The 18198-nt window shown below is 61.6% G+C and carries 18 protein-coding genes; 15 read left to right on the forward strand and 3 right to left on the reverse strand.

The features are described 5' to 3' along the window. Nucleotides 1-33: 33 nt before the first annotated feature. The 3 genes from metA (at nucleotide 34) to K5658_RS10530 (ending at nucleotide 2904) form a co-directional block, all read left to right on the forward strand. On the forward strand, nucleotides 34-1104 hold the full coding sequence (gene metA, locus K5658_RS10520) for a homoserine O-succinyltransferase MetA (protein ID WP_221063101.1): 1071 nt from the start codon (nucleotides 34-36) through the stop codon (nucleotides 1102-1104). A 64-nt stretch (nucleotides 1105-1168) separates the two neighbouring features. After that, nucleotides 1169-1759: a DUF4202 domain-containing protein gene (locus K5658_RS10525; RefSeq protein ID WP_221063102.1), complete on the forward strand. Its 591-nt coding sequence runs from the start codon at nucleotides 1169-1171 to the stop codon at nucleotides 1757-1759. Then, nucleotides 1756-2904, forward strand: coding sequence for a cation diffusion facilitator family transporter (locus tag K5658_RS10530; RefSeq protein WP_221063103.1), 1149 nt, complete (start codon nucleotides 1756-1758; stop codon nucleotides 2902-2904). Before K5658_RS10525 ends, K5658_RS10530 begins: the two co-directional genes overlap by 4 nt. A 1-nt stretch (nucleotide 2905) precedes the next feature. On the opposite strand, the gene K5658_RS10535 is transcribed toward K5658_RS10530, so the two are convergent. Both K5658_RS10535 and K5658_RS10540 read right to left on the reverse strand, forming a co-directional pair. Further along, a complete protein-coding gene (locus tag K5658_RS10535; RefSeq protein ID WP_221063104.1) occupies nucleotides 2906-4198 on the reverse strand; it encodes an NAD(P)/FAD-dependent oxidoreductase in 1293 nt (430 codons plus the stop codon). Between the two features lie 17 nt (nucleotides 4199-4215). Next, nucleotides 4216-4521: a c-type cytochrome gene (locus tag K5658_RS10540; RefSeq protein WP_221063105.1), complete on the reverse strand. Its 306-nt coding sequence runs from the start codon at nucleotides 4519-4521 to the stop codon at nucleotides 4216-4218. Nucleotides 4522-4871: 350 nt separating this feature from the next. On the opposite strand from K5658_RS10540, the gene amoC reads away from it, so the two are divergent. The 4 genes from amoC to K5658_RS10560 all read left to right on the forward strand — a co-directional run bounded on the left by amoC (nucleotide 4872) and on the right by K5658_RS10560 (nucleotide 8775). Beyond that, entirely contained in the window at nucleotides 4872-5651 is a 780-nt protein-coding gene (gene amoC / locus K5658_RS10545) for a bacterial ammonia monooxygenase, subunit AmoC (RefSeq protein WP_085214207.1), read from the forward strand. Nucleotides 5652-5786: 135 nt separating this feature from the next. After that, on the forward strand, nucleotides 5787-6530 hold the full coding sequence (gene amoA / locus K5658_RS10550) for a bacterial ammonia monooxygenase, subunit AmoA (protein ID WP_221063106.1): 744 nt from the start codon (nucleotides 5787-5789) through the stop codon (nucleotides 6528-6530). 119 nt (nucleotides 6531-6649) lie between these two features. Beyond that, nucleotides 6650-7894: a bacterial ammonia monooxygenase, subunit AmoB gene (gene amoB / locus K5658_RS10555; RefSeq protein WP_221063107.1), complete on the forward strand. Its 1245-nt coding sequence runs from the start codon at nucleotides 6650-6652 to the stop codon at nucleotides 7892-7894. 101 nt (nucleotides 7895-7995) lie between these two features. Then, nucleotides 7996-8775 carry a TatD family hydrolase gene (locus K5658_RS10560; protein WP_221063108.1) on the forward strand — a complete coding sequence of 260 codons (780 nt, stop codon included), beginning with the start codon at nucleotides 7996-7998 and terminating at the stop codon, nucleotides 8773-8775. Between the two features lie 49 nt (nucleotides 8776-8824). Here K5658_RS10560 and K5658_RS10565 read toward each other — a convergent pair whose 3' ends face one another. Continuing rightward, nucleotides 8825-9649, reverse strand: a complete 825-nt coding sequence (locus tag K5658_RS10565) for an undecaprenyl-diphosphate phosphatase (protein ID WP_425515847.1) — start codon at nucleotides 9647-9649, stop codon at nucleotides 8825-8827. A 393-nt stretch (nucleotides 9650-10042) separates the two neighbouring features. Between K5658_RS10565 and K5658_RS10570 the strand changes: the two genes are divergently transcribed. The 8 genes from K5658_RS10570 (at nucleotide 10043) to K5658_RS10605 (ending at nucleotide 18073) form a co-directional block, all read left to right on the forward strand. Beyond that, nucleotides 10043-10405: a c-type cytochrome gene (locus K5658_RS10570; protein ID WP_221063109.1), complete on the forward strand. Its 363-nt coding sequence runs from the start codon at nucleotides 10043-10045 to the stop codon at nucleotides 10403-10405. A gap of 84 nt (nucleotides 10406-10489) precedes the next feature. Next, a complete protein-coding gene (locus K5658_RS10575) occupies nucleotides 10490-11410 on the forward strand; it encodes a methyltransferase domain-containing protein (protein ID WP_221063110.1) in 921 nt (306 codons plus the stop codon). An 18-nt stretch (nucleotides 11411-11428) separates the two neighbouring features. Next, nucleotides 11429-11800 (forward strand): hypothetical protein, encoded by a 372-nt coding sequence (locus K5658_RS10580; protein WP_221063111.1) that lies wholly within the window; start codon nucleotides 11429-11431, stop codon nucleotides 11798-11800. Between the two features lie 49 nt (nucleotides 11801-11849). Next, on the forward strand, nucleotides 11850-12854 hold the full coding sequence (locus K5658_RS10585) for an SPFH domain-containing protein (protein ID WP_221066959.1): 1005 nt from the start codon (nucleotides 11850-11852) through the stop codon (nucleotides 12852-12854). 22 nt (nucleotides 12855-12876) lie between these two features. Next, nucleotides 12877-14775, forward strand: a complete 1899-nt coding sequence (locus K5658_RS10590) for a DUF4178 domain-containing protein (protein ID WP_221063112.1) — start codon at nucleotides 12877-12879, stop codon at nucleotides 14773-14775. A gap of 174 nt (nucleotides 14776-14949) precedes the next feature. Further along, nucleotides 14950-15168, forward strand: a complete 219-nt coding sequence (locus K5658_RS10595; RefSeq protein WP_221063113.1) for a DUF350 domain-containing protein — start codon at nucleotides 14950-14952, stop codon at nucleotides 15166-15168. 29 nt (nucleotides 15169-15197) lie between these two features. Next, complete coding sequence (locus tag K5658_RS10600) at nucleotides 15198-16577, forward strand: hypothetical protein (RefSeq protein WP_221063114.1); 1380 nt, start codon at nucleotides 15198-15200, stop codon at nucleotides 16575-16577. Continuing rightward, nucleotides 16574-18073 (forward strand): polyamine aminopropyltransferase, encoded by a 1500-nt coding sequence (locus K5658_RS10605; protein WP_221063115.1) that lies wholly within the window; start codon nucleotides 16574-16576, stop codon nucleotides 18071-18073. The genes K5658_RS10600 and K5658_RS10605 overlap by 4 nt, the downstream gene beginning before the upstream one ends. The last annotated feature ends 125 nt before the right edge of the window (nucleotides 18074-18198 follow it).

Here is an 18198-nt window from a genome sequence, read left to right on the forward strand (position 1 = left end):
CCGTTTGATAAGAGACCGGAGAACCTGATTCCCATGCCCTTGGTTGCCCATACCGATTTGCCCACCTTCCAGCGCCTGCACGATGAAGGCCAGGAAATCCTGTCCGTCGAACGCGCCAGCCACCAGGATATCCGCGAGATGCATATCGGCCTGTTGAATATGATGCCGGACGCGGCCCTGGAAGCCACCGAGCGGCAGTTTTTCCGCTTGGTGGGCGCGGCCAATCCCATCGTGCAATTCCATATGCATCCCTTCACCATCCGGGGCCAGGAGCGCAGTCCCGAGGCTTTGGCCCATATCGGGCGTTATTATGAAAGTTTCGAGCAGATCAAGGCCCAGGGTTTGGATGGTTTGATCGTGAGCGGGGCCAATGTCAGCCAGCCGCGGTTGCCGGAGGAGCCGTTTTGGCAGCCTTTGACCGAGGTGTTCGATTGGGCGCGGGAAAACGTGACTTCCATTCTGTGTTCCTGCCTCGCCACCCATGCCTTGTTCGAGTATGCGACCGGGATTCCACGCACCCATTTGGGGTTCAAGCGCTGGGGGGTTTATTCCCATCATGTGGTGGAGCGGCGGCACCCTTTGGTGTCCACCATCAATACCCGGTTCGATGTGCCGCATTCCCGTTTCAACGAAATTTTCCGCGAGGATATGGAACGGGCCGGGCTCAAGGTCTTGGTGGAAAGCGCCGAGGCGGGGGTGCATCTGGCGGTGAGCCGGGATTTGCTGCGGGTGGTGTATTTCCAGGGGCATCCCGAGTATGACACCGTGAGTTTGTTGAAGGAATATAAACGCGAGGTCTTGCGCTATTATCACGGCGAGCGGGAGGATTATCCGCCATTCCCGGAACATTACTTCAATACCGAGGTGGGCGAGGTGTTGAGCGAATACGGCCAGCATTTGCGTAGCGCCCGGCGCGCTGGCCAACCCGCCCCGGAATTCCCCGAGCCCGACATCCTCCGACATTTGGATAATACTTGGCGCGATACCGCCAAGGCGGTGTTCAATAACTGGCTGGGTTTGATTTACCAAGTGACCGACCAGGACCGGCGCAAGCCGCTCATGGATCATGTCGATCCTGGGAATCCTTTGGGCTTGCGCTTGTGAATGGATAAGCCACGGTCGCGCTGTCGATAGCGGCTTTTTTATAATTTTTGACTGGACCGATCCAATGAATACTCCCAATCTCGACTTGGTGTTGCGCCTCATCGACCAGGCCAATGCCGCCGACCCCAACCAGGAAATCTGGCAGGGCGAATCCCAGCCCAAGGAACTGCTGTACGGGCGGCGCATGTCGGAATGGCTGGAAAAGCTCCGGCCCGAAGCGGGCGATTTGCTGCGTATCGCCGCCCGCGGCCAGCATATTAGGCGCTGGGAAGTGCCGCGCGATAGCTATCCCATGACCCGCGAGGGTTATCTGAAATGGCGGACTTTCCTCTACGGTTTCCATGGCGAAAAAGTGGGCGAACTCATGGCCGGGGCGGGCTATCCGCCGGAGGATGTGGCGCGGGTCCGGGCGATCCTGTCCAAGCGCGGCATGAAAACCGACCCGGAGGTGCAGTTGATCGAGGATGTGGCTTGTTTGGTCTTCCTCGAATACTACTTCCTGGCCTTCACCGCGACCCAGGACGACGACAAGCTATTGGGCATCGTCCGCAAGACCTGGAACAAGATGTCCGGGACGGCGCGGAACCGGGCCTTGACCCTGGATTTCCCGGATTCGGTCCAGCCTTTATTGGCCCGCGCCTTGGAGCCCGCTTGAATCCTGCCGCCCCACCGGCAACCCCGCCTTCATTGGCGCGGTTCGCTTGGCTATCCATCCTCGCCGCGATCCTGACCATCGGACTCAAGGCCCAGGCTTATCGCATGACGGGCTCGGTCGGGCTGTTGTCCGACGCCGCAGAATCCTTGGTGAACCTGGTCGCGGCCATCGTGGCCCTGACCATGCTCGGCTTCGCGGCCCGGCCCGCCGATAGCCACCATCCGTTCGGGCATGGCAAGGCCGAGTATTTTTCCAGCGGCTTCGAGGGGGCTTTGATCCTGGTCGCGGCGGGCGGCATCGCCTGGGCCGCCTGGGAACGCCTCTGGCATCCCCAACCCTTGGTCCAACTCGATATCGGCATCGCGGTGTCCGCCGCCGCCGGGTTCATCAATCTGGCGGTCGCCCGCGTCTTGCTGCGGGCGGGGCGCGAATACGGCTCGATCACCCTGGAGGCCGATGGCAAGCATTTGATGTCCGATGTCTGGACCACGGGCGCGATCCTGCTGGCCTTGGGCGGCATCGCCTGGACGGGCTGGCAATGGCTCGATCCCGCCATCGCCTTCCTGGCGGCGGTGCAAATCGTGTGGTCGGGGTTGGAATTGATGGTCCGCTCGGCGTCCGGCTTGTTGGACGCGGCGATTCCCGAGGCGGAAATGGTGGATATCGAGCGCATCCTCGAAGGCTACCGGGCCGAGGGCATCCAATTCCACGATCTAAGGACCCGCGCCTCCGGGATGCAGCGCTTCATGACCGTCCATGTGCTGGTGCCGGGCAGCCATACGGTGCAGGCCGGGCACGATCTGCTGGAACGGATCGAGGCCGATATCGGCGCGGCCCTGCCCAACATCGCCATCGTCACCCATCTCGAACCCTTGGAGGACGCGGCTTCCTTCGCCCATGCCCAAATCGAACGCGGCCCGCCCCGGTCCAAGCCGCCGCGCCAAGGAGCCGAAGTCCCGCGCCCAGCCCCGGCGGCGCGGGGCGATTGGGGCATGGTTTGCCGGATGGCGGGGGCGGCTTTGTTGGTGGTGGGGGGCGGGGCCAGCATGGCGCTGGCGGGGTATTACGCCGATATCGCGATGGGGGCCAGCCTGCTCGGCTTGATGTTGGCGTTGTGGGGCGGGCGCATCGCCAAGCGGGCCTGATTCAGCCGAACACTTCCTTCATGAACAAGGCTTGCCAGCTATGGGCCATGGCGGCTTCCCGCTCGCGGTCGCCGTGGGGCGGGGTTTCGCCGGTCGCGGTGGCGACCAGGGTTTTGTCGCCAGGGGAGTATTCGTAGACCCCGGTCACGGAAATCGCGTACTCGGGACTCAACAGGCTGTAGCAATGGTTGATGAGGGCGGGCGGGCCGGGTTCGCGCTCGGACAAAAGGTCGACCACGGCGGCGGCGCAGACCTTGGCCTGGGCATTGGCGGCGAAGGCCGATTTGGGCATGGGCGTCGCGATGCAGGCGTCGCCGATGACATGCACGCCAGGGGCGAGGGTCGATTCGAAGCTGCGGGGATCGACCGGACACCAGCCCGAATCGTCCACCAAGCCGGCGATCTGCGCCAGTTTCCCGGCCTTTTGCGGCGGGATCACGTTCAGCACATTGGCCCGGTGGCGGCCGAAATCGGTATGCACGGTCCGCTTGTGGACATCCACCCGCTCGATCCGGCCTTCCTTCTCCGCCGAAATCCATTCCACCATCCCCGGATACAGTTCCTTCCAACCCTGCATGAACAGCGCTTGCTTGGAGAACTGGGTTTTGGCATCCAGGATCAGGACTTTCGAGCGCGGCATATGGCGCTTGAGGAAATGGGCCATCAGCGAGGCGCGTTCGTAGGGGCCGGGCGGGCAGCGATAGGGATTCTGCGGCACCACGATCATGACCACATCGCCGTTGCGCATGGCGCGGAGCTGGCGGCGGAGCAGGGAGGTCTGCGGCCCGGCCTGCCAGGCGTGGGGCGCGATGAGGCTGGCTTCCTCGTCGTAGCCGGGGATGGCGTCCCAGCGGAAGTCTATGCCGGGGGCCACGATCAGCCGGTCGTAGGGCACGGTGGAACCATCGGCCAGCAGGACCGCGCGGTTGCGGATATCGACGCCCTTGGCCTCGCCGGTGACGGACTGGACGCCGGTGGCCTTGATCGCTTTGTAATCGAAGCGCAACTCCTTGGGGCGTTTGTGGCCGGGCAGGCTGGTGATGAATTCGTTGGAGCCGGGGCAGGGCAGGTAATAACTGTTGCGCTCGATCAGGGTGACTTTGAGGGAAGGGTCGAGCAGGGTCAGATAGCGCGCCGCGGTCGCCCCGGCGAAACCCCCGCCCAGGACCACGACCTTGGCGTTGGCGAGGGAGGGCTTGCCGGGTTTCGAGCGGTTGCCGGAACAGCCTAGGGTGCCCGCGAGGCCGGCCATGGCGGCCCAGCCCAGGAAGGCGCGGCGGGAAAACTGGGTCATGCGGTTTTTTCCTGTTCTCAATGGCTGAAATACTTCGCCACGGCGGCGAAGTCTTCGTCCGTGTAGCCTTTGGCGATGCGGTCCATGACTGTGGCCCGCCGCAATCCGTCGCGGAACGCCTTCATGCGCCGCACGAATTCGGCTTCGGGGATTCCCGTCAGCGCGGGGATGGTATCGAAACCCTGGCCGTGGGCACCGTGGCAACCGCCGCAGGCGCGGGCGAGGGTGGCGGCGTCGGGGCGGGGGCCGGTGCCACCGGGGGCGGCGAAAGGCAGGAGCGACAAGGCCAGGACGGGCAGCAGCGGTTTTGGAAAGGGGCGCATCTTTGCGGTCGGGGTCGTGATTGGTCCGGGGTGCCCCTCGGGTCGGGGCGGATTTTTATGGGGCGGATAGGGATTTTAGCGTAAAGCGCGGTCCCGCTGTTGTGCCGATAATGGCCGCCGCCTTGGAACCCGGCTTCCGGGCCGGAAACCCGGTGGGGATGGGGGAAAAACGGGGTGCGACAAAATGTCGCGATAATTTCTTGACAAGGGTTTGGCGGGTGATAGACTGCACCGCACCCGGGGGACCGGGGGTTCCGGGGGCGTTCAAGGGCCTGCCGGGGCGAGGCGGAGGGGAGGCCGGAATCCGGTCGAACCGCCGTTATAGAAGCAATTTTCAAGAGGTAAAAGAAATGGCTGCAACAACCGCTGGCGGCGTCGCCGCGCAGGACAAGCCGCTGCTCGATACGAAGTGGCTGGCGTTCGCGTTCACGATCTACACCGTGTTCTACATGTGGGTGCGCTGGTACGAAGGCGTGTACGGCTGGGCCGCGGGCCTGGACTCCTTCGCGCCTGAGTTCGAGACCTACTGGATGAACTTCCTGTACACCGAGATCGTGCTGGAAGTGACCACCGCGTCGATCCTGTGGGGCTACATCTGGAAGAGCCGCGACCGCAACCTGGCCGCGATCACCCCGCGCGAAGAGCTGCGCCGCAACATGACCCACCTGATCTGGGTGTTCGCCTATGCGTGGGCGATCTACTGGGGCGCTTCCTACTTCACCGAGCAGGACGGCACCTGGCACCAGACCATCGTGCGCGACACCGACTTCACCCCGTCGCACATCATCGAGTTCTACCTGAGCTACCCGATCTACATCATCACCGGCTTCGGCGCGTTCCTGTACGCCAAGACCCGCCTGCCGTACTTCGCGCAGGGCCTGTCCCTGCCGTACCTGGTGACCGTTGTGGGTCCGTTCATGATCCTGCCGAACGTGGGCCTGAACGAATGGGGCCACACCTTCTGGTTCATGGAAGAGCTGTTCGTGGCTCCCCTGCACTACGGCTTCGTGATCTTCGGCTGGCTGGCGCTGGCCATCGCCGGCGTGCTGCTGCAGATCTTCGCGAGCTTCGCGACCGTGATCGGCAAGGACGTCTGCGAAGCGGTCGACCAGGGCCTGATCGCCAAGTAAGGCGGACGGAAGCGGTGCCGGTCCCCGATGCCCTGTGGGCGTGGGGGGTTCCGGTGCCGGACACAGGGAGTGATGGGCGCGGCCGGTTGTGGCCGCGCCCGAGAAGACTATAAAACGAAACTTTGGAGGTAACTCATGAGCGCACTTCAATCTGCGGTCCGGTCCCACGCCGAGGCCGTGCAGGTTTCCCGGACCATCGACTATCTGGGCCTGTTCATCTTCTTCTTCGTCATCTGCGGTTCGTACCACATCCACGCGATGCTGACCATGGGCGACTGGGACTTCTGGTCCGACTGGAAGGACCGCCGCCTGTGGGTCACCGTGACCCCGATCGTGCTGGTGACCTTCCCGGCCGCCGCGCAGGTGTTCCTGTGGGAACGTTTCCGCCAGCCGTGGGCCGCGACCGTGTGCGTGTTGGCGCTGCTGTTCGGTGAATGGGTCAACCGCTACTTCAACTTCTGGGGCTGGACCTACTTCCCCGTGAACTTCGTGTTCCCGGCCATCCTGGTCCCGGGCGCGATCATCCTCGACGTCTGCCTGATGCTGTCCGGCAGCTACCTGTTCACCGCCATCATCGGTGGCCTGGCCTGGGGTTTGATCTTCTACCCCGGCAACTGGCCGATCATCGCCCCGATCCACGTGCCGGTTGAATACAACGGCATGCTGATGTCCATCGCCGACATCCAGGGCTACAACTATGTGCGTACCGGCACCCCCGAGTACATCCGCATGGTCGAGAAGGGCACCCTGCGTACCTTCGGTAAGGACGTGGCCCCGGTGTCCGCGTTCTTCTCCGGCTTCATGTCCATCCTGATCTACTTCATGTGGCACTTCGTCGGCCGCTGGTTCTCCAACGTCCGCTTCCTGAAGAACACCTGATAGGGATCGGCCGGGTCCGCCCGGCCGGGAACGCACCCATCCGCACCGGAGCCCCGGAGCGTGCCCGAGGGCGCGCGGGGGCGGCCACAACAGAACAGACTCGAGAGAGAGGAAGAACTATGAAACTACTCAAAGACAGGATCGCCAAGTGGTCCATGGTCGGCTTGCTGACCGCGTTCGCGGCGACCAGCTTCTACGCGCCGAACGCCTCCGCGCACGGCGAAAAGTCCCAGGCCGCGTTCATGCGTATGCGTACCATCCACTGGTACGACCTGAAGTGGAGCAAGGAAAAGGTCAAGGTCAACGAACAGGTCGAGATCACCGGCAAGTTCCACGTGTTCGAGGGCTGGCCGGAAACCGTGGACGAGCCGGATGTATCGTTCCTGAACATCGGTATTCCCGGCCCGGTCTTCATCCGCAAGGAATCCTACATCGGCGGCCAGCTGGTGCCGCGTTCCGTGCGCCTCGAGATCGGCAAGACCTATGAGTTCAAAGTGGTGCTGAAGGCCCGCCGCCCCGGCGACTGGCACGTCCACACCATGATGAACGTCCAGGGCGGCGGTCCGATCATCGGGCCCGGCAAGTGGATCACCATCGAAGGCTCGATGGGCGACTTCAAGAACCCGGTCACCACCCTGACCGGCCAGACCGTGGACCTCGAGAGCTACAACCTGGAGAACACCTACTTCTGGCACGCCCTGTGGTACGCGATCGGCCTGGCCTGGATCGTCTACTGGGTCCGCCGTCCGGTGTTCCTGCCGCGCATGCTGCTGGCCGACGCCGGCCGCGCCGACGAGCTGGTTTCCGGGACCGACCGCAAGGTCGCCATGGGCTTCGCGGCCGGCACCCTGTTGCTGGTGATCTTCGCGATGTCCGGTGCCAACGGCAAGTACCCGATCACCATCCCGCTGCAGGCCGGTACCCTGCGCGGCATCAAGCCGATCGAGATGACCAAGCCGACCGTCTCCGTCAAGGTGGAGGACGCCAGCTACCGCGTGCCGGGCCGCGCCATGCGCATGAAGCTGACCATCACCAACAGCGGCAACAGCGCCGTGCGTTTGGGCGAGTTCTACACCGCGTCCGTGCGGTTCCTGGACTCCGACGTGTACAAGGACACCACCGGCTATCCCGAGGACCTGCTGGCCGAGGACGGCCTGGAAGTCAGCGACAACAGCCCGCTGGCTCCCGGCGAGACCCGCACCGTGGAAGTGACCGCTTCCGACGCGGCGTGGGAAGTCTACCGCCTGTCCGACATCATCTACGATCCGGACAGCCGCTTCGCCGGCCTCCTGTTCTTCTTCGACGCCGCTGGCAACCGTCAGGTGACCCAGATCGACGCGCCGTTGATCCCGTCCTTCATGTAAGCGGCCGGGGCGCTTGACGCGCCCCCATCCGCCGTGATCGGCTCGGCCCCCCCGCCTCAGGCGGGGGGGCTTTTTTGCTTTGCAACTTCAGGATTTCGACGATGTTGGTAGATTCCCATTGCCACCTCGACCGCCTCGATCTGGCCCCCTACGACCATGATTTTTCCAAGCTGGTCGGCGAGGCCACCGCGCATGGGATCGGGCATATGCTGTGTATTTCCATCGACATGGAAAGCTATCCGTCCATGCGGGCTTTGGTCGAGGGTTATGACAATATCTCGGTATCGGTGGGCGTCCATCCCAACGAGCGCGATAACCGCGAACCCACGGTGGAAGAATTGATTGAGTTGGCGGGGGACGCCAAGGTCGTGGCGGTGGGCGAAACCGGCCTGGATTATTTCCGCGGCGAAGGGGATTTGAGCTGGCAGCGGGAACGGTTCCGGAGGCATATCCAAGCGGCCAAGGCGGTGGGTAAACCGCTTATCATCCATACCCGTGATTCCAGGGAGGATACCCTTGATATTCTGGCCGAGGAAGGGGCTGCCGAGGTGGGGGGCGTCTTGCATTGTTTCACCGAGGATTGGGAAACCGCCCAGCGCGCCCTGGATTTGAATTTTTATATCTCGTTTTCCGGGATATTGACTTTCCGCAATGCCCGGACCATCCAGGAGGCGGCGAAGCGGGTGCCCGAAGACCGGATTTTGGTCGAGACCGATTCCCCTTATCTCACACCGATGCCATACCGGGGAAAACCCAATTATCCGTTCAGGGTCCGGCAGGTCGCCGAATTCTTGGCGGGGCTCCGGGAAACCTCCTTGGAAGCGGTGGCGGAATCCACCACCCGCAATTTCTATTCCTTATTCCCGATCCAGCGGGCTTGATGGAATAGGGCGGTTTTTCCGGGTATTGGAAAAATACCGCCCAGGATTTCTAAGGGTGGCTCCAATCCACCCAGCCAAAATGCCAAGTGCCGATGATCGCCAAACCGAAAGCGATGCGGTACCATGCGAAGGCCATGAAATCGTGGTTGGAGATATACCTTAAAAGCCAGCGCACGCAGACGAAGGCGGACACAAAGGCCGAGACGAAGCCGACCGCCCACATGCCCAGATCGTCCACCGAGAGCAAGGCCCGTTCTTTATAGACTTGGTATAGTGTCGCCACCACCAGGGTGGGGATGGCGAGGAAGAACGAGAATTCGGTCGCCGCCTTGCGCGACAGCCCGAACAACAATCCCCCGATAATGGTCGCCCCGGAGCGGGAAGTGCCGGGAATCAGCGCGAAAGTCTGGGCGATACCCAGTTTCAAGGCATCCAGCAAGCCCATATCATCCACCGATTCCACCCGGATTTTATGGGGGCGCTTTTCGGCCCAAATAATCACGAAAGCGCCCACGACAAAGGCCAGCGCCACGGGGATGGGTTGGAATAAATGGGCTTTGATGGCTTTGCCGAATAACAACCCTAAAATGGCGAACGGCAGGAAGGCGATGAATAGCTTGAGCAGGAAGCGCCGGGCTTCCGCCGAGTGGCGTAGCCCGAATAGCACGCCCAATAATCTCACCCGATATTCCCAACAGACCGCCAGGATCGCCCCGGATTGGATGACGATTTCGAATAGCTTGCCGCGCTCGTTGTTGAAATGCAGCAAATCCCCCACCAGGATCAAATGCCCGGTGCTGGAAATGGGTAGGAATTCGGTGAGTCCTTCGACGATGCCCAGAATTAGGGCTTTCAGCAATAAGATAAAGTCCATAGGTTTCGCGTTTGGAGGGTGATGGGGTTGTCGATTGGCACCGGGGCGGGTTTATACCATGATTGCCGTACCGATCTCGACTGTATTCCCCGGCATGCCCCGTTTTTCCCATCGCAGCCGTCCGTGGGTGTTAGAATGCGCGGCCTCGCCAGCGCGGTGGGTAGGTCGCCCCGTCCCCGCAACGCTGCGCGAAGCAAGGCGGATCGCTGCGGTCCGCCGGGCCTGGAAGCCGCGGACCGTGGTTGGCTTCAAAGCAAAGTCCGCACTGCAAAATGGCCGCGCTGGATCCTGTTCCCGTCCCGCCGACGCGCCTATATACTTGCGCCCACTCGGGACGGGCCGCCGTGGCCGGGGGTTCGACAATCGCAGACCCATCTTCGGGCAGGGGAAACCATGAAAGCCATCCTTCGTTTGATTCCGCTCTGGGCCGGCTGGGTGTTCGCCACCCTCGCCTGGGCCGAATCCATGGATTCGGAAACCGGCAACAAGCTGGATGTACGGAAAGGGATGCAAGTTTACAAATCGGCCTGCGCCGAATGCCATGCCACCGGCAAGGGCGGCGCGCCGCGTTTACATGACCGGGAGGCTTGGAAACACCGTTCCTTCCAATCCCAATCGGTAATGCGCGACCATGCCAAGAGTGGCTTTTTGCTGATGCCGGCCAAAGGGGGCCATCCCTTGCTGGATAACCAGGAAATGGCCGACGCGGTGTTTTACATGTCCGAACAAATCTCTGGCCGGATGGAGGGACGATAAGCTTTCCGCCATGGATGACCGCCCGCCGGTGCGCTTCGGGTCCGCTTCCCACCTATCGCTTCACTTCACGCTAAAAAGAGTCCGATGTCTTATTATTTAGAACCCAACAAGGATTACCGTACCGATAGCCTTAGGAAAGGTGTGGAATTCTCCCAGGAGGAAATCCGCACGGATACCGCCAAACATTATGACGATTGCTACTGGGATTACCGCACCGCTTGGTTCGATAATGAGAATCTGGCCTTGCATTATGGCTATTGGGACGCGGACACCAAAACCCATAGCCAGGCTTTATTGAATAAGAACCGCATACTCTGCGAAATCGCCGGGATCGAACCTGGACAGCGGGTTTTGGACGCGGGGTGCGGCATCGGCGGCAGTTCCATCTGGTTGGCGAAAAACGTGGGTTGCCGGGCCGTCGGGATTACCGTCAGCGCCCAGCAAGTGGCGCACGCCCAGCGCAATGCCCAGCGCCACGGCGTCGCCGATAAGGTGGAATTCCAGGTGGCGGATTTCTGCCAAACCCCGTTTCCCGATGAATCCTTCGATGTGGTTTGGGCCATCGAGAGCAGTTGCTATGCCATCGATAAACGGGATTTCTTCAACGAGGCTTATCGCCTATTGAAAAAGGGCGGCACCTTGATCGCCTGCGATGGTTATGCCACTCGCCGCGAATTCAACGCCGAGGAATGGCAGGCCATCATGGATTGCTTGAATGGCTGGGCCGTGCCCAATCTGTCCAGCGCCGAGGAATTCCAGGCCGGGATGGAGGAATGCGGTTTCACGGAAGTGCATGTCACCGAGGCCACCCAGGAAGCCCTGCCGTCCTCGCGACGGATGTATCTGACCGCGCTGTGGACCTATCCCATGCAGGTCGTCATGCAGGCTTTGGGTTTGCGGAAAAAAGCCCAGACCGCCAATTTCAAAGTGGCTTTGGCGCAGTGGAAAGTCTTCAATGGCGGGTTGGCCCGCTATTATATTTTCCGGGCCAAGAAGCCCCTCTAGGCCGGAGGTTTCGCGTCCGTGGAACGATTGGCCGGAAGTTCCAATTTGGGGGGGATTCCGCCCGAGTGGATCGCCTTGGCGATGGGGGTTGGGATAGGGTTGTTGCTGGGGTTTGTGCTGGGCCAGTGGTTGGCCGCGCCCAAGCCCGCGCCGCCAGCGGAACCGGAAGCTACCGCGGCCGAAACCCCCGAATCCACCGCTACCGATTCGGTGGGCTTGGTGATCGATGGCCGGATCGTGGAGCTTTCCCCGCTGGCTTTGCGTCGAATCCAAGACTTGCTCGGGACCGGATCCAAAGCCGAGGCCATCCAAAAATTCTCCGAGGCCACCGGTCTGGAACGGGCGGAAGCCGGGGCCGTGATCGATTCTCTACCCAAGGCCGTCCGCTGATCTGCGGCCTTGGGCCACCTCCGCATCCTTATTTTCCGGGAGACTCGCGATGGGACTTTTCGATTTCCTCAAGAAGCAGTTTGTCGATGTCCTCCAATGGGTGGAGGAATACGACGGGATACTGGCCTACCGCTATCCCATGCCGGATTTTGAAATCCAGTATGGGGCGCAATTGGTGGTGCGGGAAAGCCAGATGGCTTTGTTGGTGGACGAGGGCCATGCGGCGGATGTGTTCGGGGCCGGCACCCATACCCTGGATACCCGCACCATGCCCTTGCTGACCAACCTGAAGAACTGGGACAAACTATTCCAATCGCCTTTCAAAAGCGATGTGTATTTCTTCAGCACCCGGCTGCAATTGGCCCGCAAATGGGGGACGCCGAACCCGGTGACGATCCGCGACAAGGAATTCGGCATGGTGCGGCTACGCGGTTTCGGTCAATACGCCTACCGCATCGCCGATCCCAAGCTGTTTTTCCTCAATGTCAGCGGCACCCGCGATATCTACACGGTGGACGATCTGGAAGACCAGTTGCGCGGCACCGTGATCGGGGCGATGACCGATTTGTTCGCCGAATCCGGGATTCCCTTCATCGACATGGCGGCCAACCAGGACGAGATGGCGGTGATGCTCAAGGCCAAACTGGCGGGGGAATTCAGCCGTTTGGGGCTGGCCTTGGATAGCTTCGTGGTGCAGAACCTGTCCTTGCCGGAAGAATTGCAGAAGGTGCTGGACGAGCGCATCAGCATGAACATGGTGGGCGATCTCAACCAATACGCCCAGTTCCAGGCCGCCAAATCGATCCCCATCGCCGCCGCCAATCCGGGCGGGGTGGCGGGCGCGGGTGCCGGACTGGGCGCGGGCATGGCCTTGGGGCAGGCGATGGCGAATGCCTTCACGGGCGGCGCGGCGGGGCAGGGCAACGGCGCGGGTTCGTCGCCGGAGGACATTACGGCCCTCCTGGAAAAGCTCCACGACCTCATGACCAAGGGCATCCTCAGCCAGGCAGAGTTCGAGGCCAAGAAGGCGGAATTGCTGAAGAAGCTGGTTTGAAGGGCCATCGCGGTCCCGTCCTGTGAAACGCGCCTCCTGTCCCTCTTGCGGTGCGGAAGTCCTGTTCCGCTCCGCCGCCTCCATCCTGGCGGTCTGCGAATACTGCCATAGCACCTTGTTACGCCAGGGATCGGCGTTGGAAAACCTCGGCAAGATGGCCGAGTTGTTGGAAGACGCCTCGCCGGTCCAACTCGGCAGCGAAGGCCGCTACCAAGGCCAGCGCTTCCAGGTCTTGGGCCGCATCCAACTCCAATACGAAGCCGGCTTGTGGAACGAATGGTATTTGCTGTTCCACAACGGGCGCACCGGCTGGTTGGGCGAAACGCCGGGGTTGTGCGCCGTGTCCTTCCTGGTTCCGCCGCCCGAGCCTTGCCCCGGTTTCCAGGAACTCCGCGTCGGCCAGCACCTCGCCCTGCAAGGCCAGGATTTCCAAGTCGCCAATCTCGAACAAGCCCGCTGCATCGCCGGGGAGGGCGAATTGCCGTTCCGGGTCGGGGCGGGCTACGACACCGCCCTGGTGGATTTGCGCGGTCCCGGCCAGGCTTTCGCCACCCTCGATTACAGCGAAATCCCGCCGCTGTTGTTCGTCGGCGAACAGGTCCGGTTCGACGCGCTGGAACTCAAGAACCTGCGCGATACCACCGTGCGCGGCCCGGCGCTCCAAGTCCAGAGCTTCGCCTGCGCCCAGTGCGGCGCGCCCTTGCTGCCCAAACTGCCGACCAGCGTGGTCATCGTCTGCGGCAGTTGCGGCTCGGCCCACGATCTTCAAGACCAGCGCCATCCCATCGTATTCCGGGCCGAATTGGAGCGGAGTCCGCGCCCCCGGATTCCACTCGGTGGCCGGGGCAAACTGCGCGGCCAGGATTACGAAGTCGTCGGCTTCATGCAGCGCGAGGCGCGGCTCGAAGGCATCGATTACCGTTGGAGCGAATATTTGTTGCTCAACCGGGGCGGCGGTTTCGATTGGCTGAGCGAATACCAAGGCCATTGGAACTATCTCCGGCCCACCACCCATCAACCGGCGTTCGGGCCGGGTTTCGCCCAATACCAGCAAAGGCGGCTCAGGCATTTCCAGGATTCCGAGGCGCGGGTGGTATTCGTGCTGGGCGAATTCTATTGGCAAGTACGCTTGGGCGACACGGCGCGGATGCGGGATTATGTCGATCCGCCCTGGCTGTTATCCCAGGAATGGACCAGCAAGGAAATCACCTATTCGTTCGGCGAATATATCGGGCGGGAGGAAATCGCCGCCGTTTTCAAACCGGAGCGGGAATTACCCGAACCTTATGGGATTTATGCCAACCAGCCTTCGCCTTGGCAAGGCCGGATCGCGGGTTATTGGTGGAGTTTCTTGGCGCTGACCTTGATGCTATTAGGGCTGCATCTCGGCTTGCTGGTCAAAAGCGGCGCGCCGGAAGCCATCCACACCCGCGTGACCCTGGACCGTTCCCAGCCCGAAACCACCCAAACCACGCCGCCCTTCGATATCAATGGCTTGGGTCCGGTCGAGGTCAAGGTCGGTACCAATCTCGCCAATAACTGGGTCGATCTGGGCGTGGCCTTGGTCGGCGTCGATACCGGCTTGGTGTATAACGCCGAGCGCGAATTCAGTTATTACTCGGGCTATGACGAGGGATATTGGGACGAGGGCAACCGTAATGGTGCCTTGAGTTTTTCCGGGGTGCCGGATGGGCGGTATTATCTGGCCGTGTCCGCCGAGAGCGACGCGGTTTCCCAAGCCTGGACCTCGGTTACTTGCGATCTGACGGTGCAAAGGGCGCGGGCCGGTTGGGGGAATTTCTTCCTGGCCGTGTTGGCCTTGGCGGTTTGGCCGGGTATCGCGACGTGGCGGCATAATGCCTTTGAAACCCGCCGTTGGATGGACAGCGACCATCCACAAGCAAGCTGGATTTCCTCCTGAGGGGGTTGCATGTATTACCGGCCTTATTGGATATACGGCTTGCTGGTCCTGATGCTTTTTGCCTATGCCCAATACCGGGGCTGGAGTGTGGGTGGCGACGATGCGTCGTCCGGCTCCGGCCATCGTTTGGGGTCCGGGCAATCTATTTTCCACAAATGAAATGGAGGGGGGTTTATGTTGGAATGGTTCAATCCTGTGGCGCTGCTCAATTCCTTGATCTATTCCTTGTTGGGCGTCGCCGTATTCTGGGTGTCTTTCATCATTATCGATTTGTTGACGCCCTATGCGCTCTGGCATGAAATCGTCAAGGAGCGGAATCTGCCGTTGGCGATCCTGGCGGCGGCGATGTGTTTGGGGATTTCGATTATCGTGGCGGCGGCGATCCATGGGTAAGTCCGGGGCGGCGGACGGATGTGGATAAGATGAACCCAGAGGATTCGGAAACACGGCCATCCCGCTATCGGGTCGCGGTGGTTTTGGGGTTGGTCTTCGCCCTTGCGCTATTGGTGCGTTTAGGGTTGCTCGATGGCAAACCGGTATTTACCCCGGATTCCAATTATTTTTTCATCCATGCCGAAAATCTCCTGAAAAACCAGTGCTATTCCATTTCGGCTCCCGATAGCAAGGCCTGTCAACCCAGTTGGGGTAGCCAACCGCCCGGTTATCCCTTGTTGATCGCCACAGTCGGATTATTGGGTGGCGGTATCCTGCAAATCGCCCAAATCCAAACCCTGGTTTTCGCATTGGTGGTGGTGTATGCGCTATGGATGGGCTATCGCTGGCATCGTAGTCCGCGCCTATTGTTCATTGCGGGAATCGTCCTGGCTGGCTCGCCCGTGACCGTCGGATGGTCGCGTTGGGTCTTGACCGAAACGCTGGCCGCCGCTGGGTCGTTATGGGTATTCGCCGAAATATATGGGTCTTTGGCGGAGCGCCGCCTAAGGACGTGGAGGCTGGCTGTGGCCTTGGGTTGCGCTATAGCGATGCGTTGGGATTCGATATGGTTGCTGATTCCAGCCTGCGCGTCGGGATTTTATCTATCGGGGTGGCGGGCCGGGGTTGGCCGGGCGGTGTTATTGCTGCTGGCGGCCACCCTGGTTCCGGGAATTATGGCGATACGGGCTTGGCGCGTGGGTTTGCCTTTGTTGCCCTCGGTGATCGCCGATCCCGGCCTATCCCCGGCGGTGGTCGGGTTTTGGCGGAGTGCCGCCTTGGCCCAAAACGCGACCTCGGGTTTCCTATGGCCGGTTTGGGGCAAGCACTATAGCAGGCTCGGCAAGCATTGGGATGGGACATCCATAGACCCCGCGCTGAATACCGACGAATTCAAGGATATTCTGCGGCGGTTGGGCGCTTTGGACGATGGAGCCTCTTTGCCCAAGGAGATTGAAAGCGATTTGCAGCGGTTGGTGGATAGCCGGGGCAACCTGACACCCAAGCCGGTTTTGCTGTTGAAAAGGATCGGGAATATCTGGCAGCAAAAAGATACCTTGTATTTCGCGGGTGGCCCTTTTGGGGGAAGCGGTGAAAAACTGGCCCGCTACTATAAAAATGCGCTGTTGGGGTTGTGGGTTATCGCGCTGGTCTTGGCCGGTCGGCGGCGCGAAATCTGGATCGTCTCCGGGTTGTTCCTGGCTTATTTCATTCCCAGGCTGGTTTCGCTTGTGGCCAACGCCGGCTTGGAATCCAGATATTTGGTGCCCTCTTATCCGGTGCTGGAAATCACGGTGCTATATGCCGTTTTCTGGGCGGTGCGGCGGGTTGGGGATTCGTCCCGACCTCATGGCACGGTGGCCGGTTGAAATACGCCCTCCTCGTTTCCGTCTTCCTCATCGCCTCTTGCGGGCTGGTCTACGAACTCATCGCCGGGGCCATGGCCAGCTATCTGCTGGGCGATTCCGTCACCCGGTTTTCCACCGTCATCGGCACCTATCTGTTCGCCATGGGCATCGGCTCCTGGCTGTCCAAGCATATCGGCGGGAACCTGATCCTGCGCTTCGTGCAGATCGAATTGGCCGTCGGTTTGTTCGGCGGGATGTCGGCGGCGGTGTTGTTCCTGTTGTTCGCCCAGGCCGGGGCACCGTTCATGGCGGCGCTGTATGGGTTGGTGCTGGCGGTCGGGGTGCTGGTGGGGCTGGAAATCCCCTTGCTGATGCGCATCCTGCACGAGAAGGTGCGGTTCCGCGAATTGGTGTCGGAGGTCTTGACCTTCGATTATCTGGGGGCGCTGGCGGTATCCTTGCTATTCCCGCTGGTGTTGGCCCCGCGTTTGGGCATGATCCGCACCGCGCTGTTGTTCGGGCTGCTCAACGCCCTGGTGGCGGCGGCGACGCTATGGCTGTTCCGGGGACGGCCCGGGCCTTGGCGCTGGGCGGCGGGGCAGTGCGCGGCGGTGACGGTTTTGCTGCTGGCCGGGTTGGCCGGGGCGGGGCGCTTGACCGCCTACGCCGAGGCGCAGTTCTACAGCGACGACATCGTCTACGCCGAGACCACGCCCTATCAGCGCATCGTGCTGACCCGCTGGGCCGACGATTTGCGCCTGTTCCTCAATGGCAACCTGCAATTCAGCGCCCGCGACGAATACCGCTACCACGAAGCCTTGGTGCATCCCGGTTTGGCGGCGTTGCCCTGGGCCAAGCGGGTACTGGTGCTGGGTGGCGGCGATGGGCTGGCGGTGCGGGAAATCCTCAAGCACCCCGACGTGGAAGCCGTGACCCTGGTGGAGCTCGATCCGGCCATGACCCGCTTGTTCAGCCGCCATGAGTGGCTGCGGGGTTTGAATGGCGGGGCGCTGACCGATCCGAGAGTGCGGGTGGTCAATGCCGATGCCATGGTGTGGTTGGACCGGACGCCCGAACTGTTCGATTTCATCGTCGCCGATTTCCCCGACCCGACCAGTTTCGGCATCGGCAAGCTGTATACCACGGCGTTCTACCGGTTGCTGGATCATCATCTGGCCCGGACGGGACTCTTGGTGGTGCAATCGACCTCGCCCTATGCCGCCCGCCGCAGCTTTTGGTGCGTGGTGAACACCTTGGCGGCGGTGGGTTTCCACACCTGGCCTTATCACGCCTATGTGGCCTCGTTCGGGGAATGGGGTTTCATCCTGGCGGGGCATGGCGGTTTCGCGCCCGCCGAGCGCTTGCCTTTGGGGCTGCGCTTCCTGGACGCGCAAAGCCAGCGCGATTTGTTCCGTTTTCCCCAGGACATGGGGTGGATGCAAACCGAGGTGAACCGTTTGGACAATCAGGTGTTGGTGGGCTATCACGAGGCGGATTGGAACGCGGTGGCGCGTTAGCCCAGGCATTCCAGCGGCATTCCCCATCCCGCCGGATTGATCCATAGTTATAGGGTGGGCGTGAGCCGCCACCCGCGCCGCCCGAATCATCGGGCGGTGGCGGGGTCTACCTGGAGAGGAGTCCG

The organism is Methylomagnum ishizawai (assembly GCF_019670005.1).
Taxonomy (GTDB): Bacteria; Pseudomonadota; Gammaproteobacteria; order Methylococcales; family Methylococcaceae; genus Methylomagnum; species Methylomagnum ishizawai.